15 protein-coding genes and 1 tRNA gene are annotated in these 21,881 nt (G+C 67.8%); 7 read left to right on the top strand and 9 right to left on the bottom strand.

Annotated features, from left to right (window positions below):
• The first annotated feature begins 2 nt into the window (after window positions 1-2).
• Both AC3ANX_RS14495 and pelA read left to right on the top strand, forming a co-directional pair.
• Window positions 3-3,857 (top strand): LamG-like jellyroll fold domain-containing protein, encoded by a 3,855-nt coding sequence (locus AC3ANX_RS14495; protein ID WP_488333967.1) that lies wholly within the window; start codon window positions 3-5, stop codon window positions 3,855-3,857.
• A gap of 153 nt (window positions 3,858-4,010) precedes the next feature.
• Entirely contained in the window at window positions 4,011-5,300 is a 1,290-nt protein-coding gene (gene pelA / locus AC3ANX_RS14490) for a pectate lyase (protein ID WP_488333966.1), read from the top strand.
• A 141-nt stretch (window positions 5,301-5,441) separates the two neighbouring features.
• Here the strand turns inward: pelA and AC3ANX_RS14485 are convergent, their stop codons facing one another.
• The 6 genes from AC3ANX_RS14485 to AC3ANX_RS14460 all read right to left on the bottom strand — a co-directional run bounded on the left by AC3ANX_RS14485 (window position 5,442) and on the right by AC3ANX_RS14460 (window position 11,482).
• Window positions 5,442-6,407 carry a pectinesterase family protein gene (locus AC3ANX_RS14485; protein ID WP_488333965.1) on the bottom strand — a complete coding sequence of 322 codons (966 nt, stop codon included), beginning with the start codon at window positions 6,405-6,407 and terminating at the stop codon, window positions 5,442-5,444.
• 13 nt (window positions 6,408-6,420) lie between these two features.
• Window positions 6,421-9,507 carry a glycoside hydrolase family 2 TIM barrel-domain containing protein gene (locus AC3ANX_RS14480; RefSeq protein WP_488333964.1) on the bottom strand — a complete coding sequence of 1,029 codons (3,087 nt, stop codon included), beginning with the start codon at window positions 9,505-9,507 and terminating at the stop codon, window positions 6,421-6,423.
• A 311-nt stretch (window positions 9,508-9,818) separates the two neighbouring features.
• Window positions 9,819-10,575, bottom strand: a protein-coding gene (locus AC3ANX_RS14475) for an IS5 family transposase (protein WP_488333963.1) whose coding sequence is annotated in 2 segments (ribosomal slippage) — window positions 9,819-10,251 and window positions 10,250-10,575 — 759 coding nt in all. Because the reading frame shifts where the segments join, the coding sequence is not laid out codon by codon here.
• Window positions 10,576-10,600: 25 nt separating this feature from the next.
• On the bottom strand, window positions 10,601-11,062 hold the full coding sequence (locus AC3ANX_RS14470) for a tyrosine-type recombinase/integrase (protein WP_488333962.1): 462 nt from the start codon (window positions 11,060-11,062) through the stop codon (window positions 10,601-10,603).
• 19 nt (window positions 11,063-11,081) lie between these two features.
• A complete protein-coding gene (locus AC3ANX_RS14465; RefSeq protein ID WP_488333961.1) occupies window positions 11,082-11,210 on the bottom strand; it encodes an Arm DNA-binding domain-containing protein in 129 nt (42 codons plus the stop codon).
• Window positions 11,211-11,391: 181 nt separating this feature from the next.
• Window positions 11,392-11,482: transfer RNA gene (locus tag AC3ANX_RS14460), tRNA-Ser, on the bottom strand.
• Window positions 11,483-11,585: 103 nt separating this feature from the next.
• Between AC3ANX_RS14460 and AC3ANX_RS14455 the strand changes: the two genes are divergently transcribed.
• From AC3ANX_RS14455 to AC3ANX_RS14440, 4 genes are all read left to right on the top strand, one after another.
• Window positions 11,586-12,470: a peptidylprolyl isomerase gene (locus tag AC3ANX_RS14455; RefSeq protein WP_488333960.1), complete on the top strand. Its 885-nt coding sequence runs from the start codon at window positions 11,586-11,588 to the stop codon at window positions 12,468-12,470.
• 125 nt (window positions 12,471-12,595) lie between these two features.
• Window positions 12,596-15,166, top strand: coding sequence for a TonB-dependent receptor (locus AC3ANX_RS14450; protein ID WP_488333959.1), 2,571 nt, complete (start codon window positions 12,596-12,598; stop codon window positions 15,164-15,166).
• Window positions 15,167-15,360: 194 nt separating this feature from the next.
• Complete coding sequence (locus tag AC3ANX_RS14445) at window positions 15,361-16,500, top strand: histidine-type phosphatase (RefSeq protein ID WP_488333958.1); 1,140 nt, start codon at window positions 15,361-15,363, stop codon at window positions 16,498-16,500.
• A gap of 178 nt (window positions 16,501-16,678) precedes the next feature.
• A complete protein-coding gene (locus AC3ANX_RS14440; RefSeq protein WP_488333957.1) occupies window positions 16,679-17,707 on the top strand; it encodes an alanine racemase in 1,029 nt (342 codons plus the stop codon).
• A gap of 52 nt (window positions 17,708-17,759) precedes the next feature.
• On the opposite strand, the gene AC3ANX_RS14435 is transcribed toward AC3ANX_RS14440, so the two are convergent.
• A complete protein-coding gene (locus AC3ANX_RS14435) occupies window positions 17,760-18,932 on the bottom strand; it encodes an acetyl-CoA C-acetyltransferase (protein WP_488333956.1) in 1,173 nt (390 codons plus the stop codon).
• Window positions 18,933-18,971: 39 nt separating this feature from the next.
• On the bottom strand, window positions 18,972-19,985 hold the full coding sequence (locus AC3ANX_RS14430) for an alpha/beta fold hydrolase (protein ID WP_488333955.1): 1,014 nt from the start codon (window positions 19,983-19,985) through the stop codon (window positions 18,972-18,974).
• A gap of 96 nt (window positions 19,986-20,081) precedes the next feature.
• Between AC3ANX_RS14430 and phaR the strand changes: the two genes are divergently transcribed.
• Window positions 20,082-20,660: a polyhydroxyalkanoate synthesis repressor PhaR gene (phaR, locus tag AC3ANX_RS14425; RefSeq protein ID WP_488333954.1), complete on the top strand. Its 579-nt coding sequence runs from the start codon at window positions 20,082-20,084 to the stop codon at window positions 20,658-20,660.
• A gap of 2 nt (window positions 20,661-20,662) precedes the next feature.
• On the opposite strand, the gene AC3ANX_RS14420 is transcribed toward phaR, so the two are convergent.
• Complete coding sequence (locus tag AC3ANX_RS14420; protein ID WP_488333953.1) at window positions 20,663-21,778, bottom strand: retropepsin-like aspartic protease; 1,116 nt, start codon at window positions 21,776-21,778, stop codon at window positions 20,663-20,665.
• Between the last annotated feature and the right edge of the window lie 103 nt (window positions 21,779-21,881).

Raw genomic sequence — 21,881 nt, 5'->3', positions numbered from 1 at the left:
CGATGACGATAGCGGAAGTGTCGCCCTGCCACTTGGACGGTCGCGCCTGGGGTGGCATTCGTACCGCCGTGCTGGCCGCCACCAGCGTGCTTGCGCTCGCCGCCGCGCCGGCGCGGGCGCAAGATGCGGACGGGCTGTTGTTCCGCGTCTCCGCCGACAAGAGCATGACCGCGGATGTCGCGGCCGGCGATCCCCAGCCCAATTTCCGCTCCGGCGTGACGGTCGTGCCCGATGGCGCGATCGGCGGCGCCGCGCGCTGGGCGGACGATGGCTATGTCGCGTGGCGCGCACCCGGCAACATGCGCGCGGCACGCGGCACGCTGGCGTTCTTCTGGCGCCCGCGCGAGGGCGTAGGCGAGGCGCCGTTCGTGATCTTCCGCGCGGGCTTTGCCGACCACACCAGCTGGGACATGGCGTTCCTGCGGATCGACTGGAACGGCCACGGCTTCGACGCCTTCGTCACCGACGCCAACCTGTCGCGCGTCCGCGTGTCGTGGCGGATGCCTGACCTGCCGGCGGCGGACGCATGGCGGCACATCGCCTTTGCGTGGGACGAGACCACCGGCGTGCGTCTGTACGTGGACGGCAAGGAAGTTGCGCGCAAAGATCAGGCCGCCGATCTCGATGCGGGGCTCGACCAGTTCGGCATGGCGGGGCGGGTGATCTCGCCGCATCAGGTGCAGAGCCGCTACCATTTCATGCGCGGCAGCGATCTCGACGAGATCCGCGTGTACGACCGCATGCTGGGCGCCGGCGGGATCGCCGCGCTCGCCGCCAAGGGTGAGCCGCCGGCCGGAACGCCCCAAGCCGACGCCCGCGCGCGCCGCACCGCGTGGCTGCACCGCTACGGCTGGGATCGTGCCGCGCCGCCGCCGCTCACCGACGCGGTCACGCGCATCCGCAAGGTCGAGTTCGCCGATGCGAAGGATCTCAAGGAATGGATGTGGAAGGGCGTCGACGGCATCGCCGAGACGACATGGCCGGGCGTCTATAACCGCTCGCGCCTGCCCGGCCGCGACGATTACTTCGAACTGCCCGACTGGAACGTCTATGTCGAAGGCGGCAAGCGCTACGACCTGACCGTTCCGGCGGGCGAGACCGTCAACCGCGTCGAGATCCGCGGCGCGGCGTACGGCACGCTCGACTGGACCGGCGACAAGGGCGCGACGACGCTGGCGACACGGCCGAAGGGCGTGGTGCGCAGCTTCGACAGCTTCGCGCCCCGCACCGGCGGCGCGCTCTCGTTCGTCAACACGATGCAGGAACAGCCGATCCAGGAAATCTGGGCCTATGACGTCGGCGCGGGCGAGGAGCCCGCCGGCAGCTTCAAACTCTCCTACACGATCGACGCCGCCGCCGCGCCCGACATGGCGTCGCTCGCCCCGCTCAACGCCTATATCGCCGGCCGGTTCGCGCCCGACGAGCGCTCGACCGTGCTTGCTTTGCCCTCTGGCGGGGTGAAGGCGGCGATCGGCGCAGGGGCGGCGGGTGCGGGTGGGGTGGCACGGCGGGTGGCGGGGGCGATGCCGATCGTCCACGTCCTGATCCCCGCGACGTTCGCCGACGCTTATGCCGACAAGCCGCTCGCGCGCGCGTGGGATTATGGCTGGCAGAACCTCAACGACGGGCTCGACGGCATTGCGATCGACCTGCCCGCGCTGAAGGTCACGCCGGATGCACGCGGCCTGGTGCCGCTCAACATTCGTGTGAAAGACCCTTTGTGGCCGGGGCGCGACATGATCGACGTGTCGGTGTCGGTAAAGCCGGGCCAGGCGCGCACGCTCTGGCTCGACCTGCGCGACCGTATCTTGCCGCCGAACGGCCTGTACCTGACGATCGCCTCCGCCGCGCCCGACTTCGACGCGCAGAGCCTGAACGGCGCCAAGCTGCGCCTCGTGTTCAAACCGCGTGCCGAGGCGCTGAAGGAGCATGTCGCTGACCGGTTCAATCAGGTGAAGGACAATTGGGGCTATCTGGTCGAGGAGCATACCGCCTCCAAGCGCGAGGGCCTGTATGCGCGCGTGTTCGCCGACATCAGCGACCTGCTGCGCGTCGACCCCGACAATGCGCTGGCGCGCACCTACTGGTCCGACATCAACTACCGTCCGGAGAATGCGCCGCCGGTCGTGCAGCCGGTAGCGCCAGCGGGCATGCCGGTGTGGGCGTTCCGGCAGATCGAGGATCTCAAGCTGTCGAAGCGCTTCGTCGACTGGTGGATCGACAACCGGCAGGTGCCCTATGGCGACTTCGGCGGCGGCATTTCCGACGATACCGATCTTACCGAGCAATGGCCCGGCCTCGCGCTGATGGGCGTGGAGCCGGACAAGATCAACGCGTCGCTGCGCGCGCTGTCCGATGCGGTGTATCGCAACGGCATGATCGTCGACGGGCTCGGCTACATCACCACCGACGAGTTGCACGTCTATGAGGAGGGCATCAACTCGAACGGGGAGCGGCTGTACCTCAACTGGGGCGAGCCCAAGGCGGTCGAGCGGCTGATGAGCACGGTGCGCGCGATGCGGAACGTGTTGCTGGTCAACCCGGCCGGGCACATGCACTTCGCATCGAGCTGGTACGGCGCGCGCAAAATCTACCGCGATCCTGCCTGGGCCTGGCAGAAGCCCTATGCGTTCAACATGCTGCAACCGGCGATGCTGGTCGGCCTCTACAACGGCAATCCGGTCGCGAAGGGGCAGGTGACGGGGGTGATGGACGGCTGGCTCGCGCACGGCAAGCAGGGCGCTGACGGCGGCTGGAGCTTCCCCAACGAGATCAACTGGCAGACCGATGCGGAGCGGGTCGGTGACGGCGGCGGCATCGAGACGCCGATGCAGACGGCATGGGGCGCCTATCGGCTGAGCGGCGACGCCAAATATCTTCGCCCGATCGCCGCGCGCGTCGCCAGGAGCGGCACCGGCACGCTTGCGGCGATCAACGAGGACGCGCTCGCGCTCGCCCCGGTGGGGGGTGCGTGGCGCAAGGCGATCCTCGAGAAGGGCGGCGACGACGCTTATTCGCGCTATGTCGCATGGGATGCGAGCGGCGACCTTGCGCCGCTGGAGCAACTCCACGCCGCCTCGATCGCCACCAAGACGCAGCGCCTCTACATGATGACCGAAGGGCATTGGTGGAGCGATCGCGTCGAATCGGCGATGGACATTCTCCAGCGCGAACGGCTCGGAGGGGTGGCGCTGGTGCGCGGGCAGGAATGGCCGGGCCACACGGTAAGCTGGCGTTTCGCCGAACCGGATGGCGGCGAGCAGGTCGCGATCCTGCTGCCGGGTGCCACGCCCGACCGGTTCCGCGTCATGGCCTATAACGCGAGCGACCGGGTGCAGACCGCCCGCATGACCGGCTGGGACGTGACGGCCGGAATGTGGCAGGTGGCGCGTTCGACCAGCCCTGATGGCGGAAAGACGTTGGCGCCGGCCGGCCCGGCGACGAGCCTCACGCTGGAGCGGAGCGCGGGCACTGACGTGGCGTTCGCGCCGCACACCCTGACCGTGTACGATTTCGCGCTGACGCAGAAGGCCGCGCCGGTAGCGGACCGCCCTGATCTCGGCATCGGCGCGGACGATGTGGCGGTCAGCGGCAGCCGGGTAAGCGTGACGGTCCACAGCCTCGGCGCGCAGCCGGCGGCGGGCGGCACCGCGACGTTGGTCGACGGCACCGGCCGCGTGCTGGCCAGCGTGGCGATCCCGCCGCTGGCCGCGCCGCTGGATCTTCTGCCCAAGACCGCGCGGGTGCGCCTGTCGATACCGGCACATGCCTCCGGTCCGCTCTCGGTGCGGCTCGGCCTGCCCAACGATACGACCGAAGTGACGATGCTCAACAACACGGTTCCGCTTGCACGTTGAGATGCACGCGGTGACGGCAGAAGCTAAGGAGAGAGAGGTGTGGCGAAGGTCAACACGAGCGAGCGATCCGAAAAACCTTGGCGTTTCGTGGGTCTGATCAAGCGGGCAAGCGGGGCATCCGGGCCAGATCAAGTGGAGCGTCGCGCTTCGCTGGTGCGATCCGCTGTCATTGCGGGGCTGCTGTGTCTGGCGGGCACGACACCCGTCGTCGGCTCGGTGATAGGGCGTACCGAAACGCCCCAGGCGCTGTCGAGCGCGCGTTTGGCAAGCCTATCGGAGGCGTCCCGCCGTCGCTGGGAAGCCTATCTCGCGCGTTCCGCTGCGGGCATGGCGCAGGACAAGGCCGTGCTCGCTGCCGAACGGCGTGGCGTCGGCACGCCGCCGGCGCCTCCGCCCGAAGCGAAGGGGCATGACGTCATCATGCCGCTCGATCTGGACGCCGGCTGGTACGGAACCACGCAGGCGCTGGCGATCGCCAACAACATCGTCAGCTTCCAGACGCCGACCGGCGGGTGGGGCAAGAACCAGGATCGACGCGCGCCGCCGCGGCAACCCGGGCAATCCTTCATCGCACATGACGAACGTGCCGGCATATACGAGGCGCAGGACGGCGCGGGCGGCTGGAGCTTCGTCGGCACGATCGACAACGACGCGACCACGACCGAGCTGAGCTTCCTCGCGAAGGTCCAGGCGCAATGCCCCGGCGCGAAGGGGGCGCCGTACCGCGCGGCATTCTTGAAGGGTGTTCGGTATCTGCTTCAGGCGGAGTTCCCCGATGGCGGATGGCCGCAAGTGTATCCGCTGCAAGGAAGCTACCACGATGCGCTGACACTCAATGATGATGCGATGCTTCAGGTGACGGAGTTGCTTCAGCGCGTGGCCAGAGGCGAGGGCGACTATGCCTTCGTACCTCAAAAACTGCGCCAGGCGGCGGCCGGCGCCGTCGAACGCGCGTTCCGCACGTTGCTCGCCACGCAGGTCTTGGTCGGCAAGCAGCGCACGATCTGGGCACAGCAATATGACCCGCTCACCCTCGCGCCCGTCGGCGCACGCAATTTCGAGCCGATCGCGCTGGCTACCGGCGAAAGCGCGGCGGTGTTGCGGTTCCTGATGAAGCAGGCGCACCCGTCACCTGCGATGCGCGACGCGATCGTCGCAGGAGCGTCGTGGTTCGCCGGCCATGCGTTGCACGATCTCGTCTGGTTGCCCGCCAATACATCAGGAGGTCGCCGTCTGGCAAAGCAGCCGGGGGCGGGGCCGTTGTGGGCGCGCTTCTACGATCCGACGACGGGACAGCCGATCTACGGCGATCGCGATCGCTCCGTTCATGATGATGTAAACGAAATCAGCCTGGAGCGGCGCAACGGCTATGCTTGGCTTGGCAACTCCGGGTTGGCTGTGGCCACAGCCTATGCCCGATGGAGCCGACCAGCTGAGCGGTAACCGACGGCTGCAGTAGCGAACGAACCAGCGGTGGATCATGGTCGTAGGCGATCACCGACGCAGGTGCGATGGTCCGCCCGCATCAGCATCAACTTCCCCAAGCCACCGACTTATCGTCTATGTTTCTCGCCCGCTTCTTCATTATCGCCGCAACCAGCCAAGGTCTCGTTTGAAGAAAGCTGCCAGCCGCCATGCTCGCGCGTCCGCGTTGTTCAACTGGTGCGACAGCGGCTCGCGCGTCCGCGGGCTCGCGCCCGGTCCAGTCGATCGATACTCGGCGTAATAGGCGGTCGATAAGGTGTCGGTCTTGCCCGGTGTCCATTCGCGCCAGCCCGCCTTGATGACGGGCGCGCGGATCTCGGTATCGAGGAACACCACGCTCGCATATTTGCGCCATGCCCGGCCGAGCGAGATTTCGCCGGCTTGGCGGTCGGCAGTCAGCACGCAATGGTCGAACACATAGCCACTGTCTTCGTCAGGCGCGTTCTTGCTCTGCGCGGTGTACATCACCTCAGGCGCGGCAAGCCCGTGGATCTCGCATCGGTCGAAATAGGCTTTGGCGTTGCCGAAGATGAAGTCGACATGTCCCTCGACATAGCAGTCGCGGAAATATTGCCGCGCCATCCGCCCGTCCTTGGGCTTGGCGGCGTAGAGCGTATCCTGATGGCCGAGCAGGCGCACGCGGCGGAACACGTCGCGGTCGCCGGTGACGAACAGCGCCACCGCCTGCGAGGGCGCGTGCGCGGGGTCGAGCCACCAGTCGTTTTGCACGGTGAGGTTGGTGAGGCGGAAATCGTCGCCGCTCGAATCGAGCGTCGCCGAGCGGAAGGTGCCGCCCGCCGTCGCCGCACTGTCGCCATAGACGAGCACGACCTGATCGGGCGTCTTGCTCAGCCCGCGCAGATGGACGCCGGCTTTGCGCACCACGATCTTCTCGCGGTAGGTGCCGGGCGCGATGGCGATGTCGCCGCCCGTGTCGGGCAATGCGTCGATCGCGGACTGGACGGTGTGATAGCGCGCGCCGTCCGCCTTGGAGACGGTGAGTTCAGCGGCGGAGGCGGTGCCGCCCGCGAACAGGACGGCGAGCAGCAGGATCAAAGGCTTCATCGTCATCTCCCCCTTAGGCCTTGGCGAGCCATGCGACCGCATTGGCCAGAAACCGCTGCTGAAGCGGCGCGACCATGTCCGGCATGCGGTGGACCAGCACGCGCATCTCGCCTTGCCTGGCGATGAAGCTCGACGCGCCGTTGCGGCGATCATGGTCGCGGCTGTAGCCGGCGATCACCTCGACGCCATCACCCTCGACGATCAGGCCGTTGGAGGGCTGCGCCTCGATCTGGTGGAGCAATCCGGCGGCGGTGTCGGCGGGAATGCCCGCGAACAGCGGGTGCGCGCGCAGATAATTCCAGTTGCCCATCCACGGCGCGCGCAAGGTGCCGACCAGCCCGTCGAAGCGGAACAGGCCGAGCCCGGCAAGCTGCGTCGCCACGCCCTGCGCGAGCCCGTCCTCCGGCACCAAAGCCACCAGCGGCGTGCCCGAACGAACCGCCGCCAGCACCGCGTCGCTCAGCGCACCGGGGACGAGTTTCGGCGCGGCGCCCTTGGTGGGCTGCGCCTCCAGCCCGGTCTCCTCGCCGATCTGGCGGCGCGCGATCTCGTCGGCGGCGAGGCCTTGCGCGACGATGCCGTCATAACGCTGGCCGGGCGCGAACTCCTCGACCGTGACGCCCGGCATCTGCGCGAGCCGCGCGCGCAGCGAGCGCGCCACGCCCGCCACCGCGATCCGTGACCGACGCGGCAGGCGCGGCGCGGGATCGACCACCCAGAGCGTCCGGCTGAAATCGGCCTCGCTGTGCCCCGACAGCGCGAAGCGCACGACATGCGCGCCGGGCTTGACCAGCAGCGGCGTCGCCACGCGTTCGGCGAGCAGATAGCTGAACTGGTCGGCCGACTGCGCAGGCGCGGGGTAGCGGCCGATCTCGCGCGCGATGCCGTCGGGATCGATCAGCGACAGCGTCAACGCGCCGGCGACGGGCAGGGGCGTGTCGTTGAACAGATAGAGGTCGAGCTCGGCCGCCTCGCCGGTGGCGTAGGTCAGCCGCCGCTGCTTGGCGACCGGACGCACCGGCAGCAGGCTGGCGCGCACCGTGCGCGGATCGCCCTTGAAGCCGCGCAGCACGTCGACGATGCCCGAATGGTTGTCGATCGCGGTCGACTCCCAGCCGCTGATGCATGCCACGTCGACCGCCTCGCCGAGCCGGATGTTCTCCAGATAGTTCTGCCACGACTCGTAGCACTTGCGCCCGATCGACAGGAACAGGCTTTCCGCGGTGGGGAAGGCGCGGCGGAAGCCCCAGCGATCGAGGAACGCGTCGGTGCCGGCGAGGATCGCGCGGTGATCGCCCGCGTCATAGGAGCGGCCGTGTGCGTTCCTGGCGATATCGGCGAGCATCGCCGGATGGTTGTCGGCGACCGCGCAGCCTTCCATCTCGCCGAACTCGACGATGAAGGGCTTGCCGGTCTGGCGGTGGACGTAATCGTCCTTCGACACGTAGAACTTGTCGTACCACTGGTCGCCCGCGCCCTGGTGATTGTCCCACCAGCCGCCCCACGGCTCCTTGTCCGAACGGTGATAGGTGTCGCTATAGGGCAGGTACATCGCCTGCGCCGCGCCGCGCTGGACGAAACCGTCGTTGAGGATGACGGTGCGGCTCGGATCGACGTCATGGATCGCGCGCAGCACCGCCTGCACGTCGGGGTTGGCGAGGTTCGCGCCGAGTTCGTTCTGCACGGTATATTGCACCAGCGACGGGTGCGATCGGAACGCGCGCGCCATCGCCGCGCATTTCTCGACGAGGAAGTCGCGGCTGAACCGATCGGCGGCCGAAAGGTCGCCGCCCTTGCTGACCGCGAAGCGGCCGCCGCCCGGCTCCATCACACGCAGCAGGCCCTGTTCGTCCTGCACGTCGAGCACTTCGGTCTTGCCGACGTTGCGGTGGAAATGCAGGCAGTTGAGCCCGAGCGCCTTGGCCGAGGCGACCTCCTGCCGGGCGAGCGCAGGCGTCGGCCACAGCCCGTTATAGCCCCAATAGCCCCATGAGATGGCCGAGTAGAGCCGCACGCGCCGCCCATTGAGCCGCAGCACCGCGTCGCTGCCAAGCCCCTCCGGCGCGAACCAGCGGAAGCCGAACCGCACCGTGCGCGTATCGCCACCCCAGTCGAACCGCAGCCGGTGCAGCACCGGATCGGCGAGATCCCACAATCGCGCCGCCGGCGCATGGACTGCGAAGCGCAGCGTGGCGCGTTTGCCGTCGAGCGCGACCGCCTCCATCGTCGTCTCCGCCGCGACCGGCGCTCCGGCGGCGTCGAGCAACGTCACCCGCGCGCCCTCGCGGAGCGCCTCGGCGCTGGCCGGCACATCGCGCAGCGACAGTTCTGCATGTCCGGTCACGCGGCGCGGATCGGGCGTGTTGAGCACCCAGGCATCGGCGATATGGCCAGCGATAGGATGGTCGGTCAGCGTCATGCCGCGATCGAGCCCGCCGAAGCCGTGCGAAAGGTACAGCTTCACGCCGCCCCATTCGATCGCGCTGCCGTCGCGCCAATCGAACCGCCCGCCCGGATTGGTGATGCGGATCGCGAGCTGGTTGGCCGCGCCCGGCCGCATCGCTGTCGTCAGGTCGCAGGTGATCGGCAGCTCCGACATGATGGAATAGCCGACCAGCTGCCGGTTGAGATACACTTCCGCCCGCATCCGCGCGCCGCGCAGGTTGAGCAGCACGCGCCGCCCGCTGAGTCGCACGGGCAAGTCGAGCGTGCGAAACCACCAGGACACGCCGCGATACGCGCCGTTCTGCGGCACGACATCCTCTCCGCCATAGCGATATTCGTCGGCGGTATACGGCCGCTCGCCGAACGCACCCCACAGATGCTGCTCGACGGTGGTCGGCAGCGTGACGGTTAATGCACGCGCAGTGTCGAATACGCCCCAGCCTGCACTCGGCGGGTTGACCGGCAGCATAGAGAGATCGACTTGCGAGGGTAGGTATATATGATCATCGATGTAGCGCGCCTCACGATCGATCCAGAGCTTCCAGCCCTCGTCAGGAACGGCGAGGCGCGTCGCCGCTTCGCTGGTAGCCTGGAGCGGGCCGGCAACGAGACCGGCGGCTGCGGCGCCAACAAAACCTCGCCGATCGAGCCTCATCCTTTCCGCTCCTGTTTTATGCTTTGCGGGCACTGGTGTCGGATCAACTCTCGGGGTCGACGAGCCGACATCATACGTTGCTTCGCAAAAGAATTAGCCTGATGCAATAATTTTGACACCGGTTTCCAAAACCTGCAGGAGTAGTGGCCGGCATGATGCGTCTGGTGCAGCAAGAGGTTGAGGTCGTCCCGTCGCACACGACCGGATCGTCAACTGATCTGCTGCCCGATTGACTAAGCCGACTGTTCACACGTGCCTGCCTTGACGCCGAAGATGAAGGGATGCCGGAAGCTAGGGTCAGGACTCATTGGTCATAGCGAGAAGATGACGGTGGCCGCGAGGGCGAGGGCAGAGAAGTAGACGGTTGGGCACCGGTCATAGCGAGTGGCGACGCGGCGCCAGTCCTTCAGCCTGCCAAACATGATCTCGATGCGGCTCCGGCGCCTGTACCGGCGCCTGTCGTATCTGACCGGCTCATTGCGCGATCTGCGGCCTGGGATGCAGGGCTGGATGCCCTTGGCTTCCAAGGCGTCCCTGAACCCGTCGGCGTCATACCCTCGGTCGCCGAGCAGCCACTGTGCCTTGGGCAGATCGTCGAGCAGCGCTGTCGCGCCGGTGTAGTCGCTGACCTGCCCGGCGGTCATAAAGAAGCTCAAGGGCCGCCCGTCCGCATCACTGACGGCGTGCAGCTTGGTGTTCATGCCGCCTTTGGTGCGGCCGATCAGCCGTCCAAGGCCCCCTTTTAACCCTCAGGCTCGATGCCGTGCGGTGTGCCTTCAGGTAGGTCGCGTCGATCATGACCGTTTTCGGTACGGCTTCCGCTGCCGCAAGCCCCTCCATCATGCGCAGGAAGACACCCCTCTCGCCCCACCGCTTCCAGCGATTGTAGAGAGTTTTGTGCGGGCCATAGTCCTTCGGCGCATCACACCAGCGCAGCCCGTTGCGATTGACGAAGACGATGCCGCTCAGCACCCGCCGGTCGTCCACTCGCGGCTTGCCGTGGCTCTTGGGGAAGTACGGCTGCAGGCGCGCCATCTGCTCATCCGTCAGCCAGTACAGGTCGCTCATCCACGGTCTCCTCACGGAGCCTGAATCAGATCGCGCCTCTCACATCAATGGGTCCTGACCCTAGCTTTTCGGCGGGATCGTGCGTCGCGATCTCCTGGGCGATCGCATAGACGAAGACGGCGGAAATGCGCTGCCGGATGCGCTTGGCCGTCTCGATCGAACCGCGCGCCTTGACCTCGCGGAGCGCACCCAGCACGATGGGCGGGGTGAGCTGGCCGATCGACAAGGTCCCTATGGCGGGGAAGATGTCGCGCTCGAGACTGCGGATGACGTCGGCCGCGTGGACCTTCGCCCATTGCGTCTTGGCGTTCTCGTGCCATTCGCGGGCGACGCGCTCGAACGTCAGACGGCCGGCCTCGAGATTGGCTTCGATCTTGAGCTTCTTGGCGACGGCGGGGTCGTGGCCTTCGCAGAGCGTCGTGAACGCTTCGTCGCACTTGGCGCGGGCGTCGGCGAGCGAGACGAGCGGATAGGCCCCGAATGCCATCGTCTTGTTCTTTCCATCACTAGGTGTAGTTCCAGCGCCAGAGCTTGCCGCCGGCGGGGGCGACGAGCAGGAACAGGCGATTGGCGTCGAAAAGCTTGTAGGGTTTGGGCCGCGGTTTGGCGGTTCGCACCTTCGCATCGGTGAGCACGATCTGTTCTCCTGAGATACCTCGTTTTTCGACCGGCGATACCTCGTTTGCGTCCTTCCGATTCGTCGGATGGGCACGGACGAGAATGGACGGCCGAGGCCGAACCGATCTGCTAAGCGTCGATAATCAGGAGGAAAAATCGAGACCAGTGGCCTTTTGCGGACCCCTGTGGAATGGTCCGTGGCGGAGCGGGAGGGATTCGAACCCTCGATACGCTTTTGACGTATACTCACTTTCCAGGCGAGCGCCTTCGACCACTCGGCCACCGCTCCGCATTCCCTGGTAAGTGGCTGGCCCTAGAGGCTCTGCGCGATCTTCGCAAGCCGTACGTGGCGGGGATTGCGCGGGACGCGCCGGGCGTGTCACGCTGGCGGCATGTCGATGATCCTCCCGTTGCTCGCGCTCCTCGCCGTGCCTCAGGCGCCCGCCCCGAAACCGACCGCGGCGCAGATCGCCGATGCGGCGCCTGCCACCGACTGGGCGACGATCGCGGCGGACGATCTGCTGGTGATCGACTTCGTTGACGGGCAGCGCGGCGTGATCTGGCTGGCGAGCGGCTTTGCGCCCGCGCACGTCGCCAACATCCGCACCATCGCGCGCAGCGGCTGGTGGCGGGACGCGACGATCTACCGCGTGCAGGACGATTACGTCACGCAATGGGGCGACGCGACCAACAAGAAGCCGCCCGCCGCCGATGTCGCGCTTCATCCACCGGCCGAATACGAATGGCCGGCGCGCGCGCATCCGATCGTCACCAACCCGTACAAGGATGCTTACGCGTCGGTCACCGGCTTCACCGCCGATGGCTGGGCGGTGGCGGGGGACGGGCGCGAACAGTGGCTGCCGCATTGCTATGGCATGGTCGGGGTCGCGCGCGATCTTGCGCCCGACGTGGGGACGGGGGGCGATCTCTACACCGTGATCGGCCATGCGCCGCGCCACCTCGACCGCAACATCGCGCTCGTCGGCCGGGTGATCGACGGCATGCCCGCGTTCTCCGCACGGCCACGCGGAACGGGTGGGGGGCTCGGGCTGTACGAGGATGCGAAGGATTATATCGCGATCCGCCGCATCGCGATCGCGAGCGATCTGCCGGCGAGCGAGCGGCCGTCGTTCCAGTACCTCAAGCCAGCCGCACCCGCGTTCGCGCAGACGCTGGAGGCGCGCGCCAATCGCGGCCTGCCGTTCTTTACCGTGCCGGCCGGCGCGGCGGACCTGTGCAACCTGCCGGTGCCCGTGCGCAAGACGCCGGCGCAGTAGTCGCCTCGCGAACGGCGCGGGCGTGGCAAGCCTTCGCAGGTGCAACCGAACGGTAACGCCGGCGTCATGTAGCCGTCGCACATCCCGCCTAGCGCGCCCCCAACGAACATTGGGGGACGCCAACGATGATGAACAAGACCGCGCTTGGCGCGCGCGCCGCCGCGTGTGCGATCGCCGCCGCCAGCTTCGTGCCTGCGCTTGCACATGCCGAATCGCCTGCGGCACCGGCGGTCGATGCGCCTGCCGCCGCCGATGATGCGGGCGCGCCCGACATCGTCGTCACCGGCGCGCGCGCCGGCCAGCGCAAAGCGGTGGCGGAGAAGCGCAACGCCGACAACACGGTCGAGGCGCTCTACGCCAACGACGTCGGCAAGCTGCCCGACCAGAATGTCGCGGAGGCGGTGCGCCGCCTGCCGGGCCTGTCGGTCGCCAACGATCAGGGCGAAGGGCGCTATGTCATCATCCGCGGCATCGACCCCAATCTCGTCAACGTCACGCTGAACGGCCAGACCTTGCCCGCGCCCGAGCCCGATGGCCGCCAGGTGAAACTGGACGATCTGCCCTCGGCGATGATCCAGTCGGTGGTCGTCTCCAAGTCGCTGCTGGCGAGCCAGGATGCGAATGCGATCGGTGGCGAGGTGGCGATCCGCACGCTCACCGCATTCGACCGCGACCAGCGCTTCTTCCTCGATGCGCGCGGATCGGCGGGGTGGAACAAGATGAACGGCAAGACGCCGTGGGAGGCCGATGGTCAGGTCGGCGGCCGGTTCGGCCCCAACGAGGAATTCGGCGCGGTCGTGTCCGCCAACTACTCGCGCCGCCCGATCGAATCGGAAAATTTCCAGGGCTCCGAGGCGTACAGCGCCGCCGGGCTGCCCGACCAGAACGGCCTGCGCGACTATAACCTCGTGCGCGACCGGCTCGGCATCGTCGGCAATTTCGACTATCGGCCGTCGGACAACGTGAAGCTCTACATCCGGTCGAGCTATTCGAAGTTCACCGATCACGAGACGCGCGATCAGAACCGCATCGGCAGCGAGACGGGCATCGTGCCGACCGGCGCCACCACCGGCAGCTTCAAGGCGACCGGCACCATCCTCGTGCGTCGCCGTGAGGAGAATGACAATACCAAGTCGGTGACGCTGGGCGGCGAGTTCAGGGTCGGCGGCGGCACGCTGGAGGCGTCGGGCGGCTATACCAAGGCGGTGAAGACCGACCCGACCCGCAGCGAGTTCACCTTCACGACGCCCAAGAACGGGTTGACGGTCGATTACGATCTCGCGAGCGATCCCTATACCTTCACCGCGCGCGCGCCCGGCTTCACCGACCCGAGCAAATATACGCTGAGCAAGTATAATCTCGATCGCCGTCAGGCGTCGGAGGAGATGTGGCAGGGCCGCGTCGATTATACGCTGCCGATCGCGCTCGGCGATGACAGTTCGATCAAGATCGGCGGCAAGTATCTTAATCGCAAGAAGCTCAACAATCAGGACAAGACCGACTGGAAGGCCGGCAGCACCGTGCTGCCGCTCACCAGTTTCGGTTATGTCGGCGATACCGGTTTCTACGACGGGATGTACACCTTCGGCCAGCGTATCGATTATTACAAGGCGCGCGCCTATGTCGAGGCGAACCCCTCGACGCTGAAGGTCGATGCTGCCGGCACGCTCGCCGATTCCTTGTCGAGCGATTACGATGTGCGCGAGAGCATCGTCGCGGGCTATGCGATGGCGACGCTGAAGTTCGGGCCGGTCACGATCATTCCCGGCGTGCGCGTCGAACACACCGAGGATACGACCAAGGCCAAGGTGGTGAACGACGCTTCCAAGCTGACCGACGGCTACAACAGCTTCGGCAAGAAGCGCTACACCGACGTGTTTCCCGGCCTCAACGCCAAGTGGGACATTGGCGAGAATGTGCTGATGCGCGCGGCGGTGACGACCGCGATCGGCCGCCCGAACTATCCCGATCTCGCGCCCTATGTCGTGGTCGAAGACGATACCGTGCCCGGCATCGCGCTCGGCAATCCCGATCTCAAGCCGTACAGGTCGGTCAACCTCGACACCTCGCTCGAATATTATCCGAGCCCGGAGAGCGTGTTCTCGATCGGCCTGTTCTACAAGCATATCGACAATCCGATCTACACCAGCAACGCGCGGCTGACGAACGTCACCTATGAGGGCGTGACCTATGCGGCGGCGGACGTGTCGCAGCCGATCAACGCCGACAGCGAAGTGGTGTACGGCATCGAACTGAACGCGCAGACGCAGTTCACTTTCCTGCCGGGCGTGCTGAGCGGGTTCGGCGTGTCGGCGAACTATACGCATGTCGAGGGCCATGCCACCGCGCCGGGTATCCGCAGCGGCGACATTCCGCTCGGCTTCCAGTCGCACGATATCGGCACCGCGCAACTGTTCTACGAGAAGTACGGCTTCGCGGCGCGCGTGGCGTACAGCTACCGCTCGGCCTATCTCGACCTGCTCGGCGGCAGCGCGGCGAGCGACGAATATACCGACAACAACGGCCAGCTCGACGTGCACGCCAGCTATCAGATCACGCCGATGGTGACGGTGTTCGCGGACGGCACCAACCTGACCGACGCGCCGTGGCGGCGCTACATCGGCAGCAAGCAATTCCTGGTCGAACGCGAGCGCTACGACTATTCGCTGCGCGGCGGCGTACAGTTGCACTTCTAGCGATTGGATACAAACCCGTTCATCTCGAGTAGCTGTCGAGCGTGTCGAGACAGCGTATCGAGAGACCTGTCGATTGTCTCGATACGGCTTCTCGACAGGCTCGAAGCCTACTCGACACGAACGGACGATGAGGACTGAGGGGGCATAGAATGGTGCATCGGTTCAAGGTTGCTCTCGCGCTTGCAGTCGCTGGCATGGGCACGTCCGCCCCCGCGAAAACCACTCCCGCGCTGAAGCTCGAACGCGTGGTGCTGATGATGCGCCACGGCGTCCGCCAGCCGACCAAGGCGCCGGCGCTGCCGGTGAGCGTCACGCCCGAACGCTGGCCCGACTGGGCGGTGCCGCCGGGCTGGCTCACCGCGCACGGCACCGTGGCGGTAACGGCGCTCGGCACGGCCGATCGTACCGGGCTGGCGGCGGCGGGGCTGCTGCCCGCGAGCGGCTGCCCGGCGGCGGGATCGGTCGCGATCGTCGCCGACAGCGACCAGCGCACCATCGCCACCGCCGATGCCTGGGCGCAAGGCTTCGCGCCGGGCTGCACGCTGCCGAGCGAGCACAAGCCGCAGGATGTCGACGATCCGGTGTTCTCGCCCTTGGGCAACGGCAGCACGCTCGATCCGGTGGCGGTGGACGCGGCGGTGCGCGCCGCGGTCGGGCCGGGTGGACTCGCCGCGCTCGACCGGCAGTACGCGCCGTTGCTGCGCAGGCTCGACCGCATCCTGTGCGGCGGCAGGAGCGCGTGCGGCGTCACGCAGGCGCCGACCGGGCTTGCGCAAGCCACCGCGACCAAGCGCCCCAAGCTGACCGGTGCGCTCGACGTCGCCTCGACGGCGGCGCAGGTGCTGCTGCTCGAATATGCCGATGGCAAGCCGATGGCCGATGTCGGCTTCGGCCGCGCCACCGCTGCCGATGTGACCGCGCTGTCGGCGTTCCATGCGCTCGAATTCCGCGTGCTGGCGCGGCCGCTGCCGGTCGCGCGCGCCAATCTCGCGCGGATCACGCCGACGATACGGTCCGCGCTGACCGATCCTCATGCGCCGCGCGTGACATTGTTCTCCGGGCACGACACGCAGGTCGCGAATCTGGGCGGCTTGCTCGGCGTGCACTGGACGGTGCCCGGTTACGCCGGGGACGATCCCGCACCGGGCGGCGCGCTGGTGATCGCGCAACTGCGCGACGGCGCGGGCAAGACGTTCGTGCGGGTGAGCTACCGCGCGCAGCCGCTTGAGGCCTTGCGAGCGGGCGGCGGCGCGCCGGTCGAGCAGGTGTTGAGCGTGCCGGGGTGTGGGCAGGTGTGTCCGGTCGACACGTTTCTGGCCGTGCTGGGGCAGTAAGGCCGACGCCCTGTCACCGTTCGTGCTGAGCGTAGTCGAAGCACATGTCGCAGGCGCTCCGCTCTGGGCACGCACTTCTTCGCTCAGTGCGAACGGATGGAGCGGCAGCCGCCGGTTGCCTGGAGCACGCCCGCCGCAAGACTGGCATCGTGCCGCCCGAGCCGCTAATCCGGCCGCCATGAACGGACCCAATCGCCTGCGGCTGGATAGCGCCGCGCTCGTCGCCAACTGGCGCGCCCTTGCGGCGCTGAGCGGCACCGCCTGCGGCGCGGCGATCAAGGCTGACGGTTACGGGCTCGGCGCGGTGGACGTGGCGAAGCGGCTCGCCGAGGCGGGGTGCCGCGACTTCTTCGTCTCGAGTTGGGCGGAGGCCGAGGTACTCGCGCCGCTCGGCCTGCCGGTGGCGGTGCTGCACGGCGTCCGCGCCGAGGACATGCCGCGCGCGCGCGAAGGGTTCGCGTGGCCCGTGCTCAACACCGACACGCAGGTCGCGCGCTGGCGCGAGGCGGGGGGCGGGCGCTGCGACGTGATGGTCGACACCGGCATGAGCCGGCTCGGCATCGCGCCCGCAGCCGTCTCGGATGGCACGCTCGACGGCTTGGAGATCGGCACGCTGATGAGCCACCTCGCCAGCGCGGATGAGGATTCGGCCCTCAACGCGCGCCAGCTTGCCGCCTTCACGGCGCTGGCCGGCACGCATACCGCAGGGCGCATGAGCCTCGCCAATTCGGCCGCGATCGGTATCGGGCGCGACTATGCGTTCGATCTCGTCCGCCCCGGCATCGCGCTGTACGGCGGCGTGCCGCGTGGCGAACTGGCGGGCGTGGTGCGGCAGGTGGTGACGCCCGAGGCGCAGATCCTCCAGCGCCGCACGCTCCAGCCGGGCGACGTGATCGGCTACAACGCGCTGTTCACCGCCGACCGGCCGACCGAAGTCGCCATTCTCAACCTCGGCTATGCCGACGGCTATTGGCGCGGCTTCTCCGAGCGTGGCTCCGCCCGAGCGGGCGGTGCGCGCCTGCCGGTGCTCGGCCGCGTGTCGATGGATCTCACCGCGATCCGCGTCGATGCCGCGCCCGATCTCGCCGAGGGTGACTGGGTCGCGATCGATTATGCGCTGCCGGAGGCGTCCGCGCTGTCGGGCATGTCGCAATATGAGCTGCTGACCGGGCTCGGCCGCCGTTACGATCGGGTGTGGAGCGCATAAACAAAGGGGCGCTCCCGCAGGAACGCCCCTCGTTTGACTCAGGCCGGGCGGCTCAGCGTTCGACGCAGACCGCGATTCCCATGCCGCCGCCGATACAGAGCGTGGCGAGGCCCTTTTTGGCGTCGCGCTTCTCCATCTCGTAGAGCAGCGTCGTCAGCACGCGCGCGCCGCTCGCGCCGATCGGGTGGCCGATCGCGATCGCGCCGCCGTTGACGTTGACCTTCTCCGCATCCCAGCCGAGCTCCTTGCCGACCGACAGCGCCTGCGCGGCGAACGCCTCATTGGCTTCGATCAGGTCGAGATCGGCGATCGTCCAGCCGGCCTTTTCCAGCGCGCGCTTGGTGGCGGGGACCGGGCCGATGCCCATGATCGAGGGATCGACGCCCGCCGACGCCCAGCTTGCGATCCGCGCCAGCACGGGGGCGCCGCGCTTCTCGGCCTCCTCGCGGCTCATCAGCACCAGCGCAGCCGCGCCGTCGTTGAGGCCCGAGGCGTTGGCGGCGGTGACGGTGCCGTCCTTCTTGAACGCCGGGCGCAGGCCCGACACCGATTCGAGCGTCGCGCCGGCGCGGATATATTCGTCATCGGCGACCACGACGTCGCCCTTGCGGCCCTTGATCGTGACCGGCGCGATCTCGTCCTTGAACCGCCCGCTCGATTTCGCCGCTTCGGCGAGGTTCTGGGAGCGCACTGCGAACGTGTCCTGCTCGGCCCGGGTGATCTGGTACTGCTCGGCGAGGTTTTCGGCGGTGATGCCCATGTGATACTGGTTGAACGCGTCGGTGAGACCGTCCTTCACCATCGTGTCGACCAGCGCGAGATCGCCCATCTTTTGACCCGCGCGGATCGCCTGCGCGTGCGCGGACATCGACATGCTTTCCTGACCGCCCGCGACGACGATCGTCGCGTCGCCGGTCGCGATCGCCTGCGCCGCCAGCGCCACCGCGCGCAGCCCCGAGCCGCACACCTGGTTGACGCCCCAGGCGGGCACCTCCTTGGGCACGCCCGCCGCCATCGACGCCTGACGCGCCGGGTTCTGGCCCTGCGCGGCGGTCAGCACCTGGCCGAGGATCACTTCCGACACGTCTTCACCCGCGACGCCCGCCTGGGCGAGCGCTGCCTCGATCACCTGACGGCCAAGCTCGTGCGCGGGCACGGCGGCGAACGCGCCGAGGAAACTGCCGACCGGCGTGCGCTTGGCGGCGGTGATGACGATATCGGTCATTATCTTTGGCTCTCCGGTAGGTGAACGGTCGTTGCCGCGCTATTTAGGGCGGGGCAGGGCGCTTAGCCAGCCCGCAAGCGGCTCCCACAGCTCGGTGCGGCGGCGGCTGCCGACGATCATGCCGACGTGGCCCGCCGCGACGTCGTGCCGGTCGGGCAGATCGGCGGCGCTGGCGGCGGGAACGATACGGTCGTTGCGCGAGACGAAATCGATCGCGGGGCACTCGAGCCTTGCCGGATCGGCGACCGTACCGCCCACGCGCCAACCGCCGCTGCCCGGCAGATCGGCGGCAATGAAATCCTCCATCAACTGCCGGCCTGCGGCATAAGGCAACGGCGCGCCGCCGTTCGCCCAGTCCTCGATGGCGATGAACGCCTTTTGCGCGGCGCTGCCCGGCTCCATGCGTGCGAACATCTCGTATTTGGCGATCGTCTTGGCGGGGTCGAGCCGCCAGAAGCCGGTTTGCAACACCTCGATCGGGACCAGCCCCATCAGTTCGCAGGCAGGCTTGGCGGCGTTCCACAAGGCGGCGATGTCGCCGCGCCCCCGCCCGAAACCGGCAAAGCGCCACGGCGCCGCGATCAGCGCCAGCCCCGCCACGCGTGACGCGCAGGCGGCGGCAAGCGCCATCGTGCCGCCCAGGCAATAGCCGGCGAGCACCGGTGGCTCGCCGTAGCGTTCGGTCACTTTCGCGATCAGCGGCAGCAGCAGCCGTTCGACATGCTGCGCCACATCCATGCCGCGATCGCGCGGCGGCGGGCTGCCCCAGTCGACCAGCAACGGGCGCACCCCTTGCGTGGCGAGCCATGCGAGCAGCGACGCTTCCGCCGAAAGATCGAGGATCTGCGCGCCGTTGATGAGCGAGGGCACGACGATGAGCGGACGCACACCCGTTTCTCTTGCGCCGTAATCGCGCAGCCGCACGCGGCCCTTGCGAAAGCGCGCGGGCTTGGGACGGCGCGCCCGCCCACGCGGCGCCTCCTGAAACGCGCGCAGGCCCGCCAGTGCTGCGGCGCGGCGTTCGGGCGATTCCGCGGTTTGCGCTTGCAGCATTTCAAGGAATAGCGGCAGCGGTCGCGGTCCGTGTTGCGATGCAGTAACGAATGGTGTTAGACGCGGATCAACCACTTGGGCGCGGAGCCTTTCGTCATGAAAAAACACAATACGGGCGATGGCCCGGCGATCATCAAGAAGTATGCGAACCGCCGGCTCTATAACACCGAAACCTCGTCCTACATCACGCTCGAACACCTTGCCGCGATGACGCGTGAGGGGCGCGACTTCAAGGTGGTCGACGCCAAGACCGATGAGGACATCACGCACAACATCCTCACCCAGATCATCATGGAGGAGGAAGCGCGCGGCGAGACGATGCTGCCGGTCAATTTCCTGCGCCAGTTGATCGCGATGTACGGCGATTCGATGCAGGCGATGGTGCCGGGCTATCTCGAAGCGTCGATGGACAGTTTCCGCCGCAACCAGCTCCAGTTCAAATCGGCGGTGGAGGGGGCTTTCGCAAACTCCCCCTTCGCCGAACTCGCCAAGCAGAACATGGCGATGTTCGAAGCGGCGACGCAGGCGTTCAAGCCCGGTGCGGCCGGCGCACCCGCCGCTGCCCCGGCCAAGCCGGCCGAAGGCGCCACCGCCTTGAGCAAGGACGAGGAAATCGCCGCATTAAAGGCGGAGCTCGGCAAGCTCAACGAAAAGATCGACAAGCTCGGCGACTGATTTCAGTAGAACTGGCGCAGCGTGACCGGCCGCTGCCGGCCCGCGCAGTCGGTCAGCCGCACGGTGCGTCCGGGGGTTGCCACCGGCCAGCGTGCCATATCGCTCGTGCCGTAACCTGCGCCGATCGCGGCACCGTCGACCGAACAGATCGCGTCGCCTGCGCGCCAGCCTGCCTGTTCGGCCGGGCTGCCGCGCATCACATGCAGCACGCCGAGCCGGGCGGGCTCGACGGCAAGCAGGAAGCCGCTGGTCGAGCGTAGCGGCGGCCGGTCGACATCGCGACCCGGCGCGAGCACCATCCGGCCGGCGCTGGGGTCGAGCAGCACGCGATAGCGTTGCAGCACCTCCGACCCGAGTCGCCCCGACACGTTGGCCGCATCCGCTAGACCGTGCGTCTCGATGCGCAGTTCGACGTTGCGGATCTTCAGCGTGCCGCTGCGCACCTCGGGCAAGATCGCGAGGTCGGCCACCACGGCACCGCCGAGCGCATGATCGAGCGTCGTCGTCCTGGGTATGTCACCAAGGCCCGCCGCCGCCGCGTCCGCCAGGGTGAGGCCGGTGCCGTCGCCGGTATCGACGACGACCGCGCCGATCCGCGCCTGAGCGATCGAGAGTTCGGTGACGTAGAAGCCCCAGTCGCTGACGATTCGCAGCGGCGTCGCGGTGCCGCGAAACGGTAGCCGACCGGACGGCAGCAAGCGGAAGCGGTGCGCGTCATAGTCGATGTCGAGCGCATAAGGCGCGGTCAGGTCCGCGCCGACGAGGAGGTCGATCGCCGCGCCGCCGGTCGCGTCCGGCGGCAGGTCGACCACCGCGAGCCGTGTGGCGTCGTGCGTGAACGATCCGAAACCTACGGCGTGCTGCTCCGTCGAGGCCGCCGCGACCCGTCCGCTCACCGTCAGCGCCGCCGGCCCGGCCTGCACGGACAGTTTCGCCGCGGCGGCAAAGTCGCTCGACACGGTCGACGTGGTGACGCCGGTATCGAGGATCGCGCGCACCGCACGGCCGTCGACCCGCGCGTCGAAACGGATCTGGTTGCCGGGGGTGAGCGTGAACGGCACCCACCGGGCATCGGCGTCCGCGATGGGCGCGGGCGCGGTGAGCAGCAGCAAAGCCATGATCGTTGCCATGTCGTAACGATACCCGAAACAGGTGGCGCGCGAAAGATGGAGAGGCGACGGTTGCGGTGTGTGCCATGCTCTTTCACGCGGCGGTGCGACA

The organism is Sphingomonas sp. BRN-1R, from assembly GCF_057748035.1.
Note: the sequence above shows the minus strand (reverse complement) of the source record. Positions and strands in the feature narration are given on the sequence as shown.

Bases quoted from the DNA above. Each gene is read 5' to 3' on its own strand.
- AC3ANX_RS14495 (WP_488333967.1), top strand. From the start codon at position 3: ATGACGATAGCGGAAGTGTCGCCCTGCCACTTGGACGGTCGCGCCTGG.
- AC3ANX_RS14485 (WP_488333965.1), bottom strand. From the start codon at position 6,407: ATGAAGCCTTTGATCCTGCTGCTCGCCGTCCTGTTCGCGGGCGGCACC.
- AC3ANX_RS14480 (WP_488333964.1), bottom strand. From the start codon at position 9,507: ATGAGGCTCGATCGGCGAGGTTTTGTTGGCGCCGCAGCCGCCGGTCTC.
- AC3ANX_RS14470 (WP_488333962.1), bottom strand. From the start codon at position 11,062: ATGGCATTCGGGGCCTATCCGCTCGTCTCGCTCGCCGACGCCCGCGCC.
- AC3ANX_RS14455 (WP_488333960.1), top strand. From the start codon at position 11,586: ATGTCGATGATCCTCCCGTTGCTCGCGCTCCTCGCCGTGCCTCAGGCG.
- AC3ANX_RS14450 (WP_488333959.1), top strand. From the start codon at position 12,596: ATGATGAACAAGACCGCGCTTGGCGCGCGCGCCGCCGCGTGTGCGATC.
- AC3ANX_RS14445 (WP_488333958.1), top strand. From the start codon at position 15,361: ATGGGCACGTCCGCCCCCGCGAAAACCACTCCCGCGCTGAAGCTCGAA.
- AC3ANX_RS14440 (WP_488333957.1), top strand. From the start codon at position 16,679: ATGAACGGACCCAATCGCCTGCGGCTGGATAGCGCCGCGCTCGTCGCC.
- AC3ANX_RS14435 (WP_488333956.1), bottom strand. From the start codon at position 18,932: ATGACCGATATCGTCATCACCGCCGCCAAGCGCACGCCGGTCGGCAGT.
- AC3ANX_RS14430 (WP_488333955.1), bottom strand. From the start codon at position 19,985: ATGCTGCAAGCGCAAACCGCGGAATCGCCCGAACGCCGCGCCGCAGCA.
- phaR (WP_488333954.1), top strand. From the start codon at position 20,082: ATGAAAAAACACAATACGGGCGATGGCCCGGCGATCATCAAGAAGTAT.
- AC3ANX_RS14420 (WP_488333953.1), bottom strand. From the start codon at position 21,778: ATGGCTTTGCTGCTGCTCACCGCGCCCGCGCCCATCGCGGACGCCGAT.